Source organism: Hafnia sp. (genome assembly GCF_036648275.1).
Classification (GTDB): domain Bacteria; phylum Pseudomonadota; class Gammaproteobacteria; order Enterobacterales; family Enterobacteriaceae; genus Hafnia; species Hafnia alvei.
Genome location: NZ_JAVXIQ010000011.1, coordinates 1 through 15,444, shown reverse-complemented (window position 1 = coordinate 15,444; position 15,444 = coordinate 1). Strand labels below are relative to the sequence as shown.

The window sequence follows — 15,444 nt, the reverse complement described above, 5'->3', positions numbered from 1 at the left end:
TTAATACATATCGATTGGCTGATGTATGAACAGCAGCACGACGTAGGCAACAAATCCGCATAGCAGCAGCGCTCCGGCTTTTCGTCCAATTTTGTGCTTTCGCCTGATACACAGGGCCGTCAGCATTACACTCACGCCAAGCATGACCCAGTAGTCGCGGCTAAAGGCGCTAGGATCGAATTGGGTATCCCCTTGTGATATGAGGGCTGGAACACCAAGTACAATCAAAATATTGAAAATATTGGAGCCAATAATATTACCCAACACAATATCGTGCTCGCCTTTTATCGCTCCCGCGATGGACGTTGCGAGTTCTGGTAGGCTTGTACCAATGGCGATAATGGTTAGGCCAATCACCAATTCACTGACGCCGAAATAACGGGCGATTACCGTTGAATTATCAACGATTATCTTGGCCGACAGCGGCAAAATAATCAGCCCCAAGGCAATCCATAATAAAGCCACCGTATTACTGGTATCCTTGGGAAGTTCTGCCATCTGCTCATCGGTGAGCGGATCGTTGCCGTCGCGCATCGCCAGTCGTGCCATCTTTAACATCAGCCACATAAAAGCCGCAAAGGCGAGAATCAAAAGAGCGCCGTCTAGGCGCGTTAGCTGATTGTCATAAAGGACAAACCCGCACAAAATTGTGACGCCTAACATTAACGGCAGTTCGCGCCTGAGAATATCAGACCGAACTGAAAGTGGGCGTAATATCGCGGCGCTGCCTAAAATAAGTAAGATATTCGCGATGTTTGAGCCAATGACTGTACCGACAGCGGTGTTTATTTGATTATTCATTACCGCGGTGAGGGAAACCGTCAGCTCGGGCAGGGATGTACCTATCCCCACGATTGTCATCCCAATAATCATCGGCGGGACGCCGAATGAGCGTGCTATAGCTGCGGCACCGTAAACTAAGCGGTCTGCGCCATAAACTAATAGTATTAAACCAACGATCAACAATAGGGTGGCGAGCAGCATGCAGAGTCCTTTGTTGGGTATAATCCAGCATTTGCAGTTTCTATACCCGTCATACTTGACGTTGTCCCTGAGCTGGCTGCATTCGGGATCCTCTCTCTTGCCGCCTTGATGCAACGCCAATTATTTTGGGTATAGTAAAAAACGTTAAGCGAAAAAATGATTTCCGAAGATTTGGCTTATCAAATGAGGCGGAAATTCATTGAAAATGAACTACCGATGCAGCGTTAAGCCATAACTATCGTGAATCTTAACAATTCTGACTGCCAGAGAGGGAAAAGTAAAACCCATGGCACCTTTAGCCAGAAAAACATGAGAATTATTTGTCAGAATGAGCCGGATAAGTCTGGTTTAAGCGCCGTAATCGCAAAATTGTTATAAATATAGCCAAAGTATTGGCGCGGTATTGGGTCAGAACGTGAGAGAATCCCGATCTTTGGAATACCGTTTGGAACGCGTGTGCTGTGAAATCTAATGCAGCTTCATGGATGAGGGCGAAAATCGCCATAAATCAGTGCCATAAAGATGACTAAGAGAATCTTGCTCATGAATCAACAGGCAACAAATTTGGTGGAAATCAACGGCATGAGTTTTAGCCGTGGTAACCGGCAAATTTTTACCGATATTACGATGACCGTCCCGAAAGGAAAAATCACTGCCATTATGGGGCCTTCGGGGATCGGTAAAACCACGCTACTGCGTTTGATTGGCGGGCAAATCCGCCCAGATAAAGGTGAAATTTGGTTTGATGGGCAAAATATCCCATCGCTTTCGCGTCATAAGCTGTTTGAAGCTCGCAAAAAAATGAGCATGCTATTTCAATCTGGCGCGTTGTTTACCGATCTGACCGTATTCGATAACGTGGCGTTTCCGCTGCGTGAACATACCCAACTGCCAGAATCGTTAATCCGCACGACGGTATTGATGAAGTTAGAGGCGGTAGGGCTGCGTGGTGCCGGTGGTTTAATGCCGTCAGAGCTTTCTGGCGGGATGGCGCGGCGCGCGGCGCTGGCACGTGCCATTGCGCTTGATCCTGAAATGATTTTGTTTGATGAGCCTTTTGTTGGGCAAGATCCAATAACAATGGGCGTTTTGGTCAAACTGATTGATGAGCTAAATCACTCGCTGGGTATTACCTGCGTGGTGGTGTCTCACGACGTGCCTGAGGTATTGAGTATTGCGGATTACGCTTATATTGTGGCGGATCAGCGCGTTGTGGCTCAAGGTGGTTCAGCGGAGCTCAGCGGCAATAGCGATCCGCGAGTCCGACAGTTCCTTGACGGCATCGCGGATGGACCCGTGCCATTCCGCTATCCGGCTGGCGATTATCGTTCCGCGCTGCTTGGATTAGCCCCATTAGGATCAGGGAGTAAGTGATCTCATGCTGTTAAATGCGTTGGCGTCGTTTGGACGCCGAGGAATCAACGTCTGTGCTTCATTTGGGCGCGCAGGCTTGATGATGTTTAATGCCTTGATAGGTAAACCAGAATTTGCCAAACAATGGCCGCTGCTGCGTAAACAGCTTTACAGCGTTGGCGTGCAGTCTCTGCTGATCATCGTGGTTTCTGGTTTGTTTATCGGCATGGTGCTCGGTTTACAGGGCTACCTCATTTTAACCACCTACAGCGCTGAGGCGAGTCTAGGCATGATGGTGGCGCTGTCGCTGCTGCGTGAACTTGGCCCAGTTGTCACTGCGTTGCTGTTTGCGGGGCGAGCAGGCTCTGCGGTGACGGCGGAAATTGGTTTGATGAAAGCCACCGAGCAGATCTCTAGCATGGAGATGATGGCCGTCGATCCGCTGCGGCGTATCGTTGCGCCACGCTTTTGGGCTGGCCTTATCAGTATGCCTTTGTTGACGGCGATTTTTGTGGCCGTCGGTATCTGGGGCGGATCTGTAGTGGGCGTCGATTGGAAAAGCATTGATAGCGGTTTCTTCTGGTCAGCGATGCAGGGCTCGGTCGATTTCCATACGGATTTAGTCAACTGCATGATTAAGAGCGTGGTGTTTGCCATTACAATCATGTGGATTGCCTTGTTCAACGGATATGATGCGATACCCACCTCTGAAGGGATTAGTCGCGCGACCACGCGCACCGTCGTGCATTCGTCACTGGCGGTCTTGGGATTAGATTTTGTGCTGACAGCACTGATGTTTGGGAACTGATGCAATGCAAACGAAAAAAAGTGAAATTTGGGTTGGCGTATTCATGCTTATCGCGCTGTGTGCGGTAGTATTCCTGTGCTTGCAGGTTGCAAACGTTAAATCGCTGGGCAATGAGCCAACCTATCGTATCTATGCGACATTCGATAACATCGGTGGGTTAAAAGCACGTTCGCCAATCAAAATCGGCGGCGTTGTGATTGGGCGCGTTGCGGATATTACTTTAGATCCTAAAACCTACCTGCCTCGCGTCGCGATGGATATCGACGAGCAATATAACCAGATCCCAGATACCAGCTCATTGGCTATTCGCACATCAGGGTTATTGGGTGAGCAATTCCTCGCATTAAACGTGGGCTTTGAAGATCCTGAAATGGGAACGTCTATCCTTAAAGATGGCGGCACCATTCAAGACACCAAGTCGGCGATGGTATTGGAAGATTTGATTGGCCAGTTCTTATATAAGAGTGGCAACGATGACGCCAACAAGAAAGACAGCGCTTCGGGCGACGCATCTGCGCCTGCTGAAGCTCCGGCAGCACATTAATTTAAGGGGATTTATTCATGTTTAAACGTATGTTAATGGTGGCACTGCTGGCGGTAGCCCCACTGGTACCAACACTGGCAAATGCTGCCGTCGATCAGACAAACCCTTACAAGCTGATGGATGCCGCAGCCAAGCAAACTTTTGATCGTCTTAAAAACGAACAGCCTAAAATCAAGCAGGATCCTAACTATCTGCGCACCATCGTGCATGAAGAGTTGATGCCGTATGTGCAGGTAAAATACGCAGGCGCACTGGTGCTGGGTCAGTATTACCGTGGCGCGACACCTGCACAGCGTGACGCTTACTTCAAGGCTTTCCAGTCATACTTAGAACAGGCTTATGGTCAGGCGCTGGCAATGTATCATGGTCAGACCTACAACATTGCACCAGAGCGTGATTTGGGCGATGCGACCATCGTACCTATTCGCGTCACTATCATTGACCCGCAGGGGCGTCCTCCGGTTCGTCTGGATTTCCAATGGCGTAAAAACAGCCAAACGGGCAACTGGCAGGCATTTGATATGATCGCAGAAGGCGTCAGTATGATCACCACCAAACAAAATGAGTGGGCATCTATTCTGCGTCAGAACGGCGTTGATGGTTTAACCAAACAGCTGATCTCATCTGCGCAACAGCCGATTACGCTGGATCAAAAATAATGACGCCGAATATCCTGCAATGGCGTAGCGAAGAAGATACGCTCAAGCTGATTGGTATTCTCGACCGAGATTCACTCATGAGTTTTTGGGACGATCGCCACACGTTGCTTGAAGGTAAGAAACGTCTGGATTTAAGCGAGTTGGCGCGTGTGGATTCTGCGGGCCTCGCTATGCTGGTTCACGTGCAAAACACGCCTGCGAGCGGTGCTTCCCAGATTGTGATTACCGGTGTGAGCGAGCGTCTACGCACGCTGATTGCGCTCTATAACCTCAATGACATCCTGATCGCTGAAGGGGCTGAATTAGCCTCCTAACCCAGTGCAATAATTAGGATTATTTCTAAAGCCCTCGATAACGATGCTATCGGGGGCTTTTCTTTGTTTAAGATAGAGCATATTTACTCTAATATGGGCGGCTTAGTCCTTTTGGCTGCAAAGAGCATTTATGCCAATAATGCCAAAACGATGTTCATATTTTTTCTTTATTCAATGATTGAGCGCCCATGGACAACAACGAAATTAAAGATGTGTTGATGAACGCATTATCCCTGCAGGAAGCCCATGTAACCGGTGACGGCAGCCACTTTCAGGTGATTGTTGTCGGCGAACAGTTTGCTGGTATGAGCCGTGTTAAAAAACAACAGACGGTGTATGCACCTCTGATGGAATACATTGCAGATAACAGAATTCACGCACTGTCGATCAAGGCTTTCACCCCTGAAGAATGGCAGCGCGATCGCAAGCTTAATGCGTTGTGATCCCAATACTCGCTATTACCGTTCGCGGTGATGGTTGTTTCAAATATTTAACTGAGATCGGTAATAATGGATAAATTTCGTGTGCAGGGGCCCACTCGCCTAAGCGGCGAGGTCACCATTTCTGGTGCAAAAAATGCAGCCCTGCCAATTCTGTTCGCTGCGTTGCTGGCGGAAGAGCCTGTAGAAATTCAAAACGTGCCGAAGTTGAAAGACATCGACACCACGATGAAACTGTTAAGCCAGTTAGGTGTGCGCGTTGAACGTAACGGTTCGGTTCACGTCGATGCGAGCAACGTAAATGAGCTATGTGCTCCTTACGATCTGGTGAAAACCATGCGTGCGTCTATTTGGGCGCTGGGCCCACTGGTTGCTCGCTTTGGCTATGGTCAGGTTTCCTTGCCGGGTGGTTGCGCGATTGGCGCTCGCCCCGTTGATTTGCACATCACCGGTTTAGAACAGCTGGGTGCAGAGATCAAACTGGAAGAAGGCTACGTGAAAGCTTCCGTTGATGGTCGCTTGAAAGGCGCGCATATCGTTATGGATAAGGTGAGCGTTGGCGCTACCGTAACCATCATGAGTGCGGCTACGCTGGCTGAAGGCACAACGGTTATTGAAAACGCCGCACGTGAGCCGGAAATTGTGGATACCGCGAACTTCCTGAACACCTTAGGGGCAAAAATTTCAGGCGCTGGTTCAGACCGTATCACCATTGAAGGTGTTGCGCGCTTGGGCGGCGGTGTTTATCGCGTGCTGCCAGATCGTATCGAAACCGGTACTTTCCTGATTGCCGCTGCGGTTACACGCGGCAAAATTATCTGCCGTAATACCCGTCCTGATACGCTGGATGCTGTTTTGGCAAAACTGCGTGAAGCGGGTGCAGATATTGAAACCGGTGAAGACTGGATCTCCTTAGATATGCACGGTGAGCGTCCAAAAGCCGTTACCGTTCGTACTGCTCCGCATCCTGGTTTCCCAACCGATATGCAGGCTCAGTTCAGCTTGCTGAACCTGGTGGCTGAAGGTACCGGTGTTATCACCGAAACCATCTTCGAAAACCGTTTCATGCATATCCCTGAGCTTATCCGTATGGGTGCTCATGCTGAAATCGAAGGTAATACTGCGATTTGCTACGGCGTTGAAAAACTGTCTGGTGCGCAGGTAATGGCCACTGACCTGCGTGCGTCTGCAAGTTTGGTTATTGCTGGCTGCGTTGCGGAAGGTACAACTATCGTCGATCGTATTTACCACATCGACCGTGGTTATGACCGCATCGAGAACAAGTTAAGCGCCTTGGGCGCAAACATCGAGCGCGTAAAAGGCGAGTAATTTAGCCTACGCTTGAAAACAAAAACGCCATCTTTCGATGGCGTTTTTTTATGGCATTTTTTCGCTGCGCTGAAGGTGATCAATCGACGTTTGGAAACTCTTCGATGGTCACGCTGAGCGTCATGCGTTCACCGTTACGCATAATAATTACCGGTACTACCGTTCCAGGGCGAATTTCAGCCACCTGATCCATGGTTTCGGCCGCGCTGACTGCGGGTTTTCCATCGACGTTGAGCACGATGTCGCCCGGCTGAATTCCGGCATTAGCCGCAGGGCCGTTAGCGGCCACGTCACGCACGATAATACCCTGAATACGCTCCATCGCATTGGCTTGCGGCTGATTGCGCGCCGGTGCAATTTCTCTGCCGCTCACGCCGATAAAACCACGAATAACGCGTCCATCGCGAATCAGCTTGGCCATGATCTTGGTAGAAAGGGCGGTTGGAATGGCAAAACCAATACCTTCAGGCGTTTCACCGTCGTTGCTCTTATCAAGCGATAGGGTATTGATTCCCACCAACTCACCCAGCGTGTTCACTAATGCACCGCCTGAGTTACCGTGGTTGATTGAGGCGTCGGTTTGTAAGAAGTTCTGATGTCCATAGGTGCTTAACCCTACACGGCCGGTGGCGCTGATAATCCCTTGGGTTGTGGTTTGCCCAATGTTATAGGGATTGCCGATAGCCAGAACCACGTCGCCAATGTGAGGAACTCGTTTTGGGTTGATGGTGATAACCGGCAGATTGGTCGCCTGAATTTTCAGCACGGCCAAATCGGTGAGCGTATCTGAACCGGCGAGCATAGCTTCAAAAACGCGGCCATCTTGTAGAGCGACTACGATTTGGTCTGCGCCGCTGACAACATGTTTATTGGTGAGTATGTAGCCTCGGCTATCCATGATAACGCCAGAGCCTAGAGTTTTGATTGCTAAGCCATTGTTGCCTTGACCGCTATTATTCATGCTGCCGTTGTAAACGTTAACGACGGCGGGGGCAGCTCGTTTCACCGCAGAATTGTAGCTAACAGGTGCTTCTTCGAATGAGGCTGCTTTAAATAACGAAAAAAGCCCTACCGGACGCAGTGATGGCACCGCAATCAGCAAAATGATGGCTACCACAAGCCCCAGAAAAACTGAGCGTAATATCTTAGTAAACATGAAGTTTCTGAAAGGGTAAGAAAAGATAGGCGAAGAATAACAGAGAAAATCGGGCACGGCACACGCCTATGCCCGATTTTTGTGCAGTTTTTGTTTAAATCACTCTTTTAGTGAAGTCGCATCTAGCGAATCAGCAAATACAGGCCTTCACCGTTACGTAATAAGTGCAGCGCAATGACCGGTGGGTTTGCCGCCAGAGCCTTACGTAAAGAGGCGATATCACGAATACGCTCGCTGTTGATACCAATGATCAGGTCGCCTTTGTGCATGCCCATTTGTGCTGCAACAGAGCCTTTGGCAACGTCATCAATTTTAATTCCCGGCGTACCTTTCACATCGCCATCGCTTAGCGTTGCACCTTGCAGTGAAGGGCTGATATTTTCTGCCTGAGTGGTGGTAACACCGCTATTTTCAAGCGTAACGGGAACTGTTAATGGCTTGCCGTTGCGCAGTAAACCGAGTTTTAGCACGGTTCCCGGTGCGGCTGAGCCAATTTTGGCGCGCAGCTCGGCGAAGCTGCTGAGCGGGTTGCCATCGAGTGCGATAATCACGTCGCCTGCTTTAATACCTGCTTTCGCCGCGGCAGAGTTTGCCAAGACTTCGTTTACGAAAGCACCGCGCTGCGCGTCAAGCTTGAAGGCCTGCGCGAGGTCAGCCGTCATTTCTCGGCCACGAATGCCGAGAACGCCGCGTTTAACTTCGCCGTATTTGATCAGCTGAGCGCTGAGGCTTTGCGCCATGTTACTTGGGATCGCAAAACCAATGCCGATATTACCGCCGCCCGGCGCCAAGATCGCGGTGTTAATCCCGATTAGCTCGCCGTTGAGGTTAATCAAGGCACCACCGGAGTTACCACGGTTGATGGCAGCATCCGTTTGAATAAAGTTTTCCAGACCTTCGAGATTTAACCCGCTGCGACCCAACGCAGAAATAATGCCTGAGGTGGCTGTTTGCCCAATACCAAATGGGTTACCCACGGCAACGGCAAAATCACCCACGCGCAATTTGTCTGAGTCTGCGATTTTTATCGCCGTCAGGTTTTTCGCATCGGTGAGCTGAATTAACGCGATATCCGATTGTTCGTCACGGCCAATCAGCTTAGCGGCGTATTCGCGTCCATCGTTGAGCTGCACTTTGATGGTAGTCGCATTGCTGATAACGTGGTTATTGGTCAGCACATAGCCTTTGGCTGCATCAATAATGACACCTGAACCTAAGCCCTCAAACTGACGTTCTCCACCTTTGGCCGCCGGCGTTGGTTTGGCATTTTGCATGCCTTCAACGTGAACGCTAACCACGGCTGGCAGCACTTTCTCCAACATCGGCGCTAGGCTTGGTACGCTTTGTCCAGCAACGATGGGTGGTAATGCGGCATTGGCAAACGGTGCGGATAACATTGTTAAGCCCATGCTTAAAGCAAGCGCACTGAGCAATAAAGATTTTTTCTTCATCATGGAATGTTTTCTCATGGTCTTCAAAAGGGTCAATGTGTCTTGGGCAAATTAATCCGGTGTGCTACTCAGAACGAACAGCGCGCATTAAGTTCCATATTATTCAGAATAACAAAGTGGGGATTAAGAAGAGTAATTAAAAGAGGTGGCTGTTAGAAAAAACAGCCACCGAAGTGTTTTATACCCGCCAATTATTTTGGGTATATTTATTATTTGTCGCGGCGTTCAGCGCGGAGTAATCCAGATGCACCATCGGAATAATCACGTGGCGGGAACTCAACTGGAGCCTGATCGTTATCCGCTTCGGTCAAGCGGTAACGGAAAGGATTATCCTGCGGCGGCATATCTGGCAGCAGATTGTTTGAGCTTTTCGCCATGTGCTGATACAGCTGGCGATAGTCGCTCGCCATGTTATCGAGTAACTCGGCGCTGTGAGCAAAATGGCTCACCAGTTCTTGGCGATATTGCTCCAACTCGTTTTTACTCTTTTCGAGCTCGTTTTGCAGCACCTGCTGCTGGCGAAGTTTTCGGTTGCCGAAACGCATCGCTACCGCACCAATCACGATACCGACGACTAAACCAATAAGCGCATACTCCCAGGTCATGATGACTCCTATCTGTATATAGAATGTGCTTGCGTTAGCTATTTTACTTAGTAGGGATTCAACGACATATCCTACACATAAGCACACTATAACCGTTAACCTTACCTGAGTGGAATCCTGAAGGTGCATTGCTGAGAGGTTTACGGGCAAAAACAATTGCCGATACAAGACAAAAGTCAGTTAACAGGCGACAATCAGCCGCTAAGCTGCACGAAAAGTAGCGTTTAAGATTTTTAAAATTCTTTATACCCGTCATACTTCAAGCCGCATTTTTGTTGGCTACATTCGCGCATCCGAATCACTTACTGATGTAAGCTCATCGGGATGAGCTCACTTGCCGCCGCAATGCTGCTTGAATTATTTTGGGTATATAACTAATGATAAAAATTGAGTAGGGATCCTGTACCTAATGCCATCAAATCGCACCACGTCCGTCTTGACGCCAACCATGCTGTATCAGCAGGCGCTCGATGCCGGAGACTACCAACCAGACGCCGTTCAGCGGCAAACTGTCGAGGCTCTAACAGCCATTCAGCAAGCGCTTATTGAGAGAGAACAGTCTACACCCGTCGTCGAAAGTCGAGGATTGCGCGGTCGTTTGCAGAGCCTGTGGGGAAAATCTGCAGCTAAGCCGCAGGAGCCGGTGCAAGGTCTATATATGTGGGGCGGGGTTGGGCGCGGCAAGACATGGCTAATGGATCTGTTTTTCCACAGCATTCCCGGCGAACGCAAACTGCGTTTGCATTTCCACCGTTTTATGCTGCGGGTACAAGAAGAGCTTGTTGCGTTGCAAGGGCAAGAAAATCCATTAGAAATCATTGCCGATGGCTTTAAAAACGAAGCGGATGTGCTGTGTTTCGATGAGTTTTTTGTGTCGGATATCACCGATGCCATGCTGTTGGGCACGCTGTTGCAAGCACTATTTGCCCGTGGTATTACGCTGGTTTCTACCTCAAATATTCCCCCAGATAACCTTTATCATAATGGCTTGCAGCGCGCCCGTTTTCTGCCCGCCATTGATCTGATTAAACGCTATTGCACCGTGATGAATGTGGATGCGGGTATCGATTATCGTCTGCGTACGTTGACGCAAGCAGGACTGTATTTTACCCCGATGACCACCGAAACGCGGCAGCGCATGGATGAAATGTTTGCCAAGTTAGCGGGCAGCGTAGGAGAGATTAACCCCGTGTTAGAGATCAACCATCGACCACTGCCTGCGCTGTGCAGTTCGGGAGGTGTATTAGCCGTTGAGTTCTCGGTTCTGTGTGAGGAGGCGCGTAGCCAGCTTGACTATATTGCGCTTTCGCGGCGCTATCACACGGTGTTTTTGCATCATGTCAAGAAGATGGATACGCTGAATGAAAATACGGCGCGCCGCTTCCTTGCGCTAGTGGATGAGTTTTATGAGCGTCATGTAAAACTGATCATCAGCGCGGAGCTGTCGATGTTCGAAATTTATCAGGGCGATCATTTGAAGTTTGAATATCAGCGCTGCTTGTCTCGTTTACAGGAGATGCAAAGCGAAGATTATTTGCGCTTAGAGCATTTGCCATAACGTTTTGTTTAAAAAACACTCGCATCCGGTGCCGCTGTCTACCGGATGCAATCATAAAATCAATTTTAGCCCGAAAAATTATTCGATCTTTAGATTCTACTTCTCTATAATCTTGCGACCCCACGTTACAACGAAGTTTTTTTTCCCAAAAACTTTATGTGCCGGCATTGGCTATTCGAAGGGGTAGGTTTGCTGGACGATGGTCGTGTGAGCCTCTAATACATTTACTTTTTTACACAGGTAAGCGTTTGGGTGTTCACCAACGTGTAACTTAAATTGGGTAAGCTTTTAATGAAAACTTTTACAGCTAAGCCAGAAACCGTAAAACGTGACTGGTACGTAGTTGATGCAGACGGCAAGACTCTGGGCCGTTTGGCTACTGAACTGGCTCGTCGCCTGCGTGGCAAGCATAAAGCGGAATACACTCCGCACGTTGATACTGGTGATTACATCATCGTTCTGAACGCAGAAAAAGTTGCTGTAACCGGCAACAAGCGTTCTGACAAGATCTATTACCATCACACCGGCCACATCGGTGGTATCAAACAAGCGACCTTTGAAGAGATGATTGCTCGCCACCCTGAGCGTGTCATTGAGATCGCGGTTAAAGGCATGCTGCCGAAGGGCCCGCTGGGTCGTGCTATGTACCGTAAACTGAAAGTTTACGCTGGTAACGAGCACAATCACGCGGCACAGCAACCGCAAGTTCTTGACATTTAATCGGGATTATAGGCAATGGCTGAAACTCAATACTACGGCACTGGTCGCCGCAAAAGCTCCGCCGCTCGCGTGTTTATCAAACCGGGCAGTGGTAAAATCGTAATCAACCAACGTTCTCTGGAACAGTACTTCGGTCGTGAAACTGCCCGCATGGTAGTTCGTCAGCCGCTGGAACTGGTCGATATGATTGGTAAACTGGACCTGTACATCACCGTTAAAGGTGGTGGTATTTCTGGTCAAGCTGGTGCGATCCGTCACGGTATCACCCGCGCACTGATGGAATATGACGAGTCACTGCGTGGCGAACTGCGTAAAGCAGGCTTCGTTACTCGTGATGCTCGTGAAGTTGAACGTAAGAAAGTCGGCCTGCGTAAAGCACGTCGTCGTCCTCAGTTCTCCAAGCGTTAATTGGATTCTGCTTCGGCAGATTGCAATTTGCGAAAAAACCCGCCTCGGCGGGTTTTTTTATGGATTGTTACCCGCGAATAAGCACGGTAATCTGCTGATTGCCACCTCTTTTTTCCCATTTCCAGAATCGACTCACCACAAAGGTCACAAAATCTGGTAAACTATCATCCAATTTTCTGCCCAAATGTCCGGTATTGTTCATTTTTTGTTTGTATTTTGAACAGCAATGGCTTTCCGAATCTGGGTGACATCACTTCTGGCTGGCCACCTGGTGGCTGGTAGCAGTAAAAATTCTGAATATACCTGGAGGTTTTCATGGCTGTCGCTGCCAACAAACGTTCGGTAATGACGCTGTTTTCCGGCCCGACCGACATCTTTAGCCATCAAGTACGTATCGTACTGGCTGAAAAGGGTGTCAGCGTCGAGATTGAGCAGGTTGAGATGGATAACCTGCCGCAGGATCTGATTGACCTCAACCCGTACCGCACAGTACCGACGTTGGTTGACCGTGAGCTGACTCTGTATGAATCCCGTATCATCATGGAATATCTGGACGAGCGTTTCCCGCATCCACCATTGATGCCAGTTTATCCAGTTGCCCGTGGTGAAAGCCGTCTGATGATGCATCGCATCGAAAACGACTGGTATTCACTGCTGCACAAGATTGAAAAAGGTACTGCTCAGGAAGCTGACAACGCGCGCAAACAGCTGCGTGAAGAGCTGCTGGCTATCGCGCCTGTCTTTACTCAGAAGCCATTCTTCATGAGCGACGAGTTCAGCTTGGTTGACTGCTATTTGGCACCGCTGTTATGGCGTTTGCCGGTTCTGGGCATTGAATTGTCTGGCGCTGGTTCTAAAGAACTGAAAATCTACATGACTCGCGTCTTTGAGCGTGATGCATTCTTGGCTTCTATGACTGAAGCTGAGCGTGAAATGCGTCTGCATACCCGAGGCTAATCATGGAATTGTCTCAAATGTCGCCACGCCGCCCATTCTTGCTGCGTGCCTTCTATGAGTGGTTGCTTGATAACCAGCTTACGCCGCACTTGGTGGTTGATGTTAACCGCCATGGTGTGATGGTGCCGATGGAGTTTGCTCGCGATGGTCAAATCGTATTGAACATTGCGCCGCGTGCCGTTGGTAATCTTGAGCTGGGCGATGATGCCGTTCGCTTCAATGCGCGTTTTGGTGGCGTTCCTCGTAATGTCTATGTGCCTATCTCCGCAGTCATGGCGATCTACTCGCGTGAAAATGGGGCTGGTACAATGTTTGAGCCTGAACCTGCTTACGAAAACGAAATGCCGTTGATGTCGGTAGAAGACGATGAAACGACAAGCGAGCCAAGCATGACGGTGATTGATGGTAATTTGCCAGACGTTCCCGTTGAGTCTGATGACGATGGCGATGAACCAACGCCGCCGCCTCGCGGACGACCTTCATTGCGCGTTGTTAAATAGCAATGCTAAATCACAATGTTAAATAACAGCGTGAAGCTAGGTTGTTAAGTCAGTGAAAAGCCAGTCATTTGACTGGCTTTTTTGTATCTGAAACCGGGTAAAACTGTGGCGCTACCGAAGGATTATTTTGTTATATCCAAGGCTCTCATGGTGCGCAGTTTCGTCTCTCTCGCCTGCTCTGGTGCTCTCTGAACCAACAAGGTGTACAGCAAATCTAAGACGAACAGCTGTGCTGTTTTGGTGCCAATAGAGTCTCCCTGTAACGTACCTTGCCGATTACCGTTGATGAGGCTGAAATCTGCTACCTCGCTCAATGGAGAGCCTAAATTATGCGTTAGCGCAACGGTGGTTGCTCCGGCCTGTTTCGCTAACGTGAGCGCATGCACCGTTTCTGGCGAACTTCCCGAGTGGCTGATGGCTATCGCAACATCGCCAGCGTTGAGCAGCGTAGCCTGCATATACATAAAATGATTATTGGTCACGGCATCAACACGCAGCCCAATGCGCATTAGCTTATGTTTCATGTCTTCTGCGGTGATGCCCGAGGAACCCACGCCAAAAATATATACCGACTGGCTGTTTCTCAGCGCCTCAACCACCTGACCGACCTGATGCATATCTAACAAATTGAGCGTTTCAGACAACACGTTGTTGATCGTATTTTGGAGTTTTAAGCCAATGGTGTGCGCATCGTCGATATCTCCAATTTCAGCATCGAGCAACGGCGCATTGGCTTCAGGTTCCGCGGTGGCCAATTCGATAGCCAAATCCATTTTGAAATCTTGAAAGCCTTTATAGCCCAGCGTGCGGCATAAACGGATCACGGAGGCTTCGCCCGCCTGCGTTTGTCGGGAAAGCTCGGCAATGGAAAGCTGCGTGACGCGTTGAGGGGCTCGAAGAATGTACTGCGCAATGCGTTGGGCAACACGAGTCAGGCTGTTTTGCATCGCACCTAAGGTGTCGAGGATTTTCCCCGGTTTAAGGCGAGGGGCTTGAGGCTGCATAATTTCCCTGTTTTCACCTGCTTAAGGCGATCGTGGCTGCGGAGAGTTGATGTGATAGAGCGTAGCAAGAGTGAGGTGTTAAAAAAAGCGCGATGTACATATAGGGGGTATATACACATCACGCGGTCAAAGAGAAACAGTCGTCTTACTGCATTGTTATTATGATTTGGAAATCTCAGTGGGTGAGACAGCGTTTCCGTACTTTGATCACCGCTTTTTTAATCGTCTGCGATTGGTCTGCGACGCATCCTGGCTTATGCGGTTCACCGGGGAGAAACACCGCAAACATGCCCGCTTGCATGTGGAGCGTTTGTTGCGGTTCTACCTCGCTACACAGCTGATAGTCATCGTCTTCATGATAAGTATCGAGTTCTTGCCCAGAATTGGCGGGACCAAAATCGATACGTTCATTGCCGCTAAGCAGAATTTGAATATCGGCATAGTCGCGGTGCTGTTCATAACGTTTGCTTTGCGCATCGGCGGTTTCAAAGGCCATCACATTGATAAAGATATCATTGCCGTCGATTTCATAGCGCCCCGGTTCTAGCGTTTCTGGCGCTAAGGCTAATGCTTGTTTGACGATCGCACGTAGCGCGGCAGGGAGATCGGCCTGTTGGTCAATATCGGTTATTTTTCCCAAAATCATAAAGCCAT

The 15,444-nt window shown here is 49.3% G+C and carries 18 protein-coding genes; 12 read left to right on the top strand and 6 right to left on the bottom strand.

All coding sequences use genetic code 11. The annotated features are described in order from the left end of the window. Entirely contained in the window at positions 1-984 is a 984-nt protein-coding gene (locus RSC70_RS11715; RefSeq protein ID WP_130984486.1) for a calcium/sodium antiporter, read from the bottom strand. 543 nt (positions 985-1,527) lie between these two features. Here RSC70_RS11715 and mlaF point away from each other — a divergent pair. From mlaF to murA, 7 genes are all read left to right on the top strand, one after another. Further along, a complete protein-coding gene (mlaF, locus tag RSC70_RS11710; protein WP_025801129.1) occupies positions 1,528-2,358 on the top strand; it encodes a phospholipid ABC transporter ATP-binding protein MlaF in 831 nt (276 codons plus the stop codon). Positions 2,359-2,362: 4 nt separating this feature from the next. Continuing rightward, positions 2,363-3,145 (top strand): lipid asymmetry maintenance ABC transporter permease subunit MlaE, encoded by a 783-nt coding sequence (mlaE, locus tag RSC70_RS11705; RefSeq protein WP_025801130.1) that lies wholly within the window; start codon positions 2,363-2,365, stop codon positions 3,143-3,145. A gap of 4 nt (positions 3,146-3,149) precedes the next feature. Continuing rightward, on the top strand, positions 3,150-3,689 hold the full coding sequence (gene mlaD / locus RSC70_RS11700; protein ID WP_025801131.1) for an outer membrane lipid asymmetry maintenance protein MlaD: 540 nt from the start codon (positions 3,150-3,152) through the stop codon (positions 3,687-3,689). A 17-nt stretch (positions 3,690-3,706) separates the two neighbouring features. Continuing rightward, a complete protein-coding gene (gene mlaC / locus RSC70_RS11695) occupies positions 3,707-4,348 on the top strand; it encodes a phospholipid-binding protein MlaC (RefSeq protein WP_025801132.1) in 642 nt (213 codons plus the stop codon). Continuing rightward, positions 4,348-4,662 (top strand): lipid asymmetry maintenance protein MlaB, encoded by a 315-nt coding sequence (gene mlaB, locus RSC70_RS11690; RefSeq protein WP_332542497.1) that lies wholly within the window; start codon positions 4,348-4,350, stop codon positions 4,660-4,662. The genes mlaC and mlaB overlap by 1 nt, the downstream gene beginning before the upstream one ends. A gap of 188 nt (positions 4,663-4,850) precedes the next feature. Further along, positions 4,851-5,105, top strand: a complete 255-nt coding sequence (gene ibaG, locus RSC70_RS11685; protein WP_008815209.1) for a BolA family iron metabolism protein IbaG — start codon at positions 4,851-4,853, stop codon at positions 5,103-5,105. A 66-nt stretch (positions 5,106-5,171) separates the two neighbouring features. After that, entirely contained in the window at positions 5,172-6,431 is a 1,260-nt protein-coding gene (murA, locus tag RSC70_RS11680) for a UDP-N-acetylglucosamine 1-carboxyvinyltransferase (RefSeq protein WP_040047153.1), read from the top strand. A 79-nt stretch (positions 6,432-6,510) separates the two neighbouring features. Here the strand turns inward: murA and degS are convergent, their stop codons facing one another. The 3 genes from degS to zapG form a co-directional block, all read right to left on the bottom strand. Beyond that, positions 6,511-7,587 (bottom strand): outer membrane-stress sensor serine endopeptidase DegS, encoded by a 1,077-nt coding sequence (degS, locus tag RSC70_RS11675; RefSeq protein WP_040047154.1) that lies wholly within the window; start codon positions 7,585-7,587, stop codon positions 6,511-6,513. 122 nt (positions 7,588-7,709) lie between these two features. Beyond that, positions 7,710-9,038 carry a Do family serine endopeptidase gene (locus tag RSC70_RS11670; protein WP_040047167.1) on the bottom strand — a complete coding sequence of 443 codons (1,329 nt, stop codon included), beginning with the start codon at positions 9,036-9,038 and terminating at the stop codon, positions 7,710-7,712. 209 nt (positions 9,039-9,247) lie between these two features. Beyond that, positions 9,248-9,643 carry a Z-ring associated protein ZapG gene (gene zapG / locus RSC70_RS11665; RefSeq protein ID WP_025801137.1) on the bottom strand — a complete coding sequence of 132 codons (396 nt, stop codon included), beginning with the start codon at positions 9,641-9,643 and terminating at the stop codon, positions 9,248-9,250. Between the two features lie 409 nt (positions 9,644-10,052). Between zapG and zapE the strand changes: the two genes are divergently transcribed. From zapE to sspB, 5 genes are all read left to right on the top strand, one after another. After that, positions 10,053-11,201 carry a cell division protein ZapE gene (gene zapE, locus RSC70_RS11660; RefSeq protein WP_332542496.1) on the top strand — a complete coding sequence of 383 codons (1,149 nt, stop codon included), beginning with the start codon at positions 10,053-10,055 and terminating at the stop codon, positions 11,199-11,201. A 291-nt stretch (positions 11,202-11,492) separates the two neighbouring features. After that, entirely contained in the window at positions 11,493-11,921 is a 429-nt protein-coding gene (gene rplM, locus RSC70_RS11655) for a 50S ribosomal protein L13 (protein ID WP_004091281.1), read from the top strand. A gap of 15 nt (positions 11,922-11,936) precedes the next feature. Then, positions 11,937-12,329 carry a 30S ribosomal protein S9 gene (gene rpsI / locus RSC70_RS11650; protein WP_332542494.1) on the top strand — a complete coding sequence of 131 codons (393 nt, stop codon included), beginning with the start codon at positions 11,937-11,939 and terminating at the stop codon, positions 12,327-12,329. Between the two features lie 315 nt (positions 12,330-12,644). Then, positions 12,645-13,286, top strand: a complete 642-nt coding sequence (gene sspA / locus RSC70_RS11645) for a stringent starvation protein SspA (RefSeq protein ID WP_004091284.1) — start codon at positions 12,645-12,647, stop codon at positions 13,284-13,286. Between the two features lie 2 nt (positions 13,287-13,288). Next, positions 13,289-13,786, top strand: a complete 498-nt coding sequence (gene sspB / locus RSC70_RS11640; RefSeq protein ID WP_040047157.1) for a ClpXP protease specificity-enhancing factor — start codon at positions 13,289-13,291, stop codon at positions 13,784-13,786. Positions 13,787-13,908: 122 nt separating this feature from the next. Here the strand turns inward: sspB and RSC70_RS11635 are convergent, their stop codons facing one another. Both RSC70_RS11635 and nanQ read right to left on the bottom strand, forming a co-directional pair. Then, positions 13,909-14,790 carry a MurR/RpiR family transcriptional regulator gene (locus tag RSC70_RS11635; RefSeq protein ID WP_332542493.1) on the bottom strand — a complete coding sequence of 294 codons (882 nt, stop codon included), beginning with the start codon at positions 14,788-14,790 and terminating at the stop codon, positions 13,909-13,911. Between the two features lie 175 nt (positions 14,791-14,965). Next, the coding region (nanQ, locus tag RSC70_RS11630; protein WP_332542491.1) for an N-acetylneuraminate anomerase at positions 14,966-15,444 on the bottom strand (479 nt) is incomplete at its 5' end.

Coding starts and splice junctions, on each gene's coding strand:
- RSC70_RS11670 (WP_040047167.1), bottom strand. CDS start 9,038: ATGAAGAAAAAATCTTTATTGCTCAGTGCGCTTGCTTTAAGCATGGGC.
- mlaE (WP_025801130.1), top strand. CDS start 2,363: ATGCTGTTAAATGCGTTGGCGTCGTTTGGACGCCGAGGAATCAACGTC.
- degS (WP_040047154.1), bottom strand. CDS start 7,587: ATGTTTACTAAGATATTACGCTCAGTTTTTCTGGGGCTTGTGGTAGCC.
- mlaB (WP_332542497.1), top strand. CDS start 4,348: ATGACGCCGAATATCCTGCAATGGCGTAGCGAAGAAGATACGCTCAAG.
- sspB (WP_040047157.1), top strand. CDS start 13,289: ATGGAATTGTCTCAAATGTCGCCACGCCGCCCATTCTTGCTGCGTGCC.
- zapE (WP_332542496.1), top strand. CDS start 10,053: ATGCCATCAAATCGCACCACGTCCGTCTTGACGCCAACCATGCTGTAT.
- ibaG (WP_008815209.1), top strand. CDS start 4,851: ATGGACAACAACGAAATTAAAGATGTGTTGATGAACGCATTATCCCTG.
- rplM (WP_004091281.1), top strand. CDS start 11,493: ATGAAAACTTTTACAGCTAAGCCAGAAACCGTAAAACGTGACTGGTAC.
- mlaF (WP_025801129.1), top strand. CDS start 1,528: ATGAATCAACAGGCAACAAATTTGGTGGAAATCAACGGCATGAGTTTT.
- mlaC (WP_025801132.1), top strand. CDS start 3,707: ATGTTTAAACGTATGTTAATGGTGGCACTGCTGGCGGTAGCCCCACTG.
- RSC70_RS11715 (WP_130984486.1), bottom strand. CDS start 984: ATGCTGCTCGCCACCCTATTGTTGATCGTTGGTTTAATACTATTAGTT.
- rpsI (WP_332542494.1), top strand. CDS start 11,937: ATGGCTGAAACTCAATACTACGGCACTGGTCGCCGCAAAAGCTCCGCC.
- murA (WP_040047153.1), top strand. CDS start 5,172: ATGGATAAATTTCGTGTGCAGGGGCCCACTCGCCTAAGCGGCGAGGTC.
- RSC70_RS11635 (WP_332542493.1), bottom strand. CDS start 14,790: ATGCAGCCTCAAGCCCCTCGCCTTAAACCGGGGAAAATCCTCGACACC.
- mlaD (WP_025801131.1), top strand. CDS start 3,150: ATGCAAACGAAAAAAAGTGAAATTTGGGTTGGCGTATTCATGCTTATC.
- zapG (WP_025801137.1), bottom strand. CDS start 9,643: ATGACCTGGGAGTATGCGCTTATTGGTTTAGTCGTCGGTATCGTGATT.
- sspA (WP_004091284.1), top strand. CDS start 12,645: ATGGCTGTCGCTGCCAACAAACGTTCGGTAATGACGCTGTTTTCCGGC.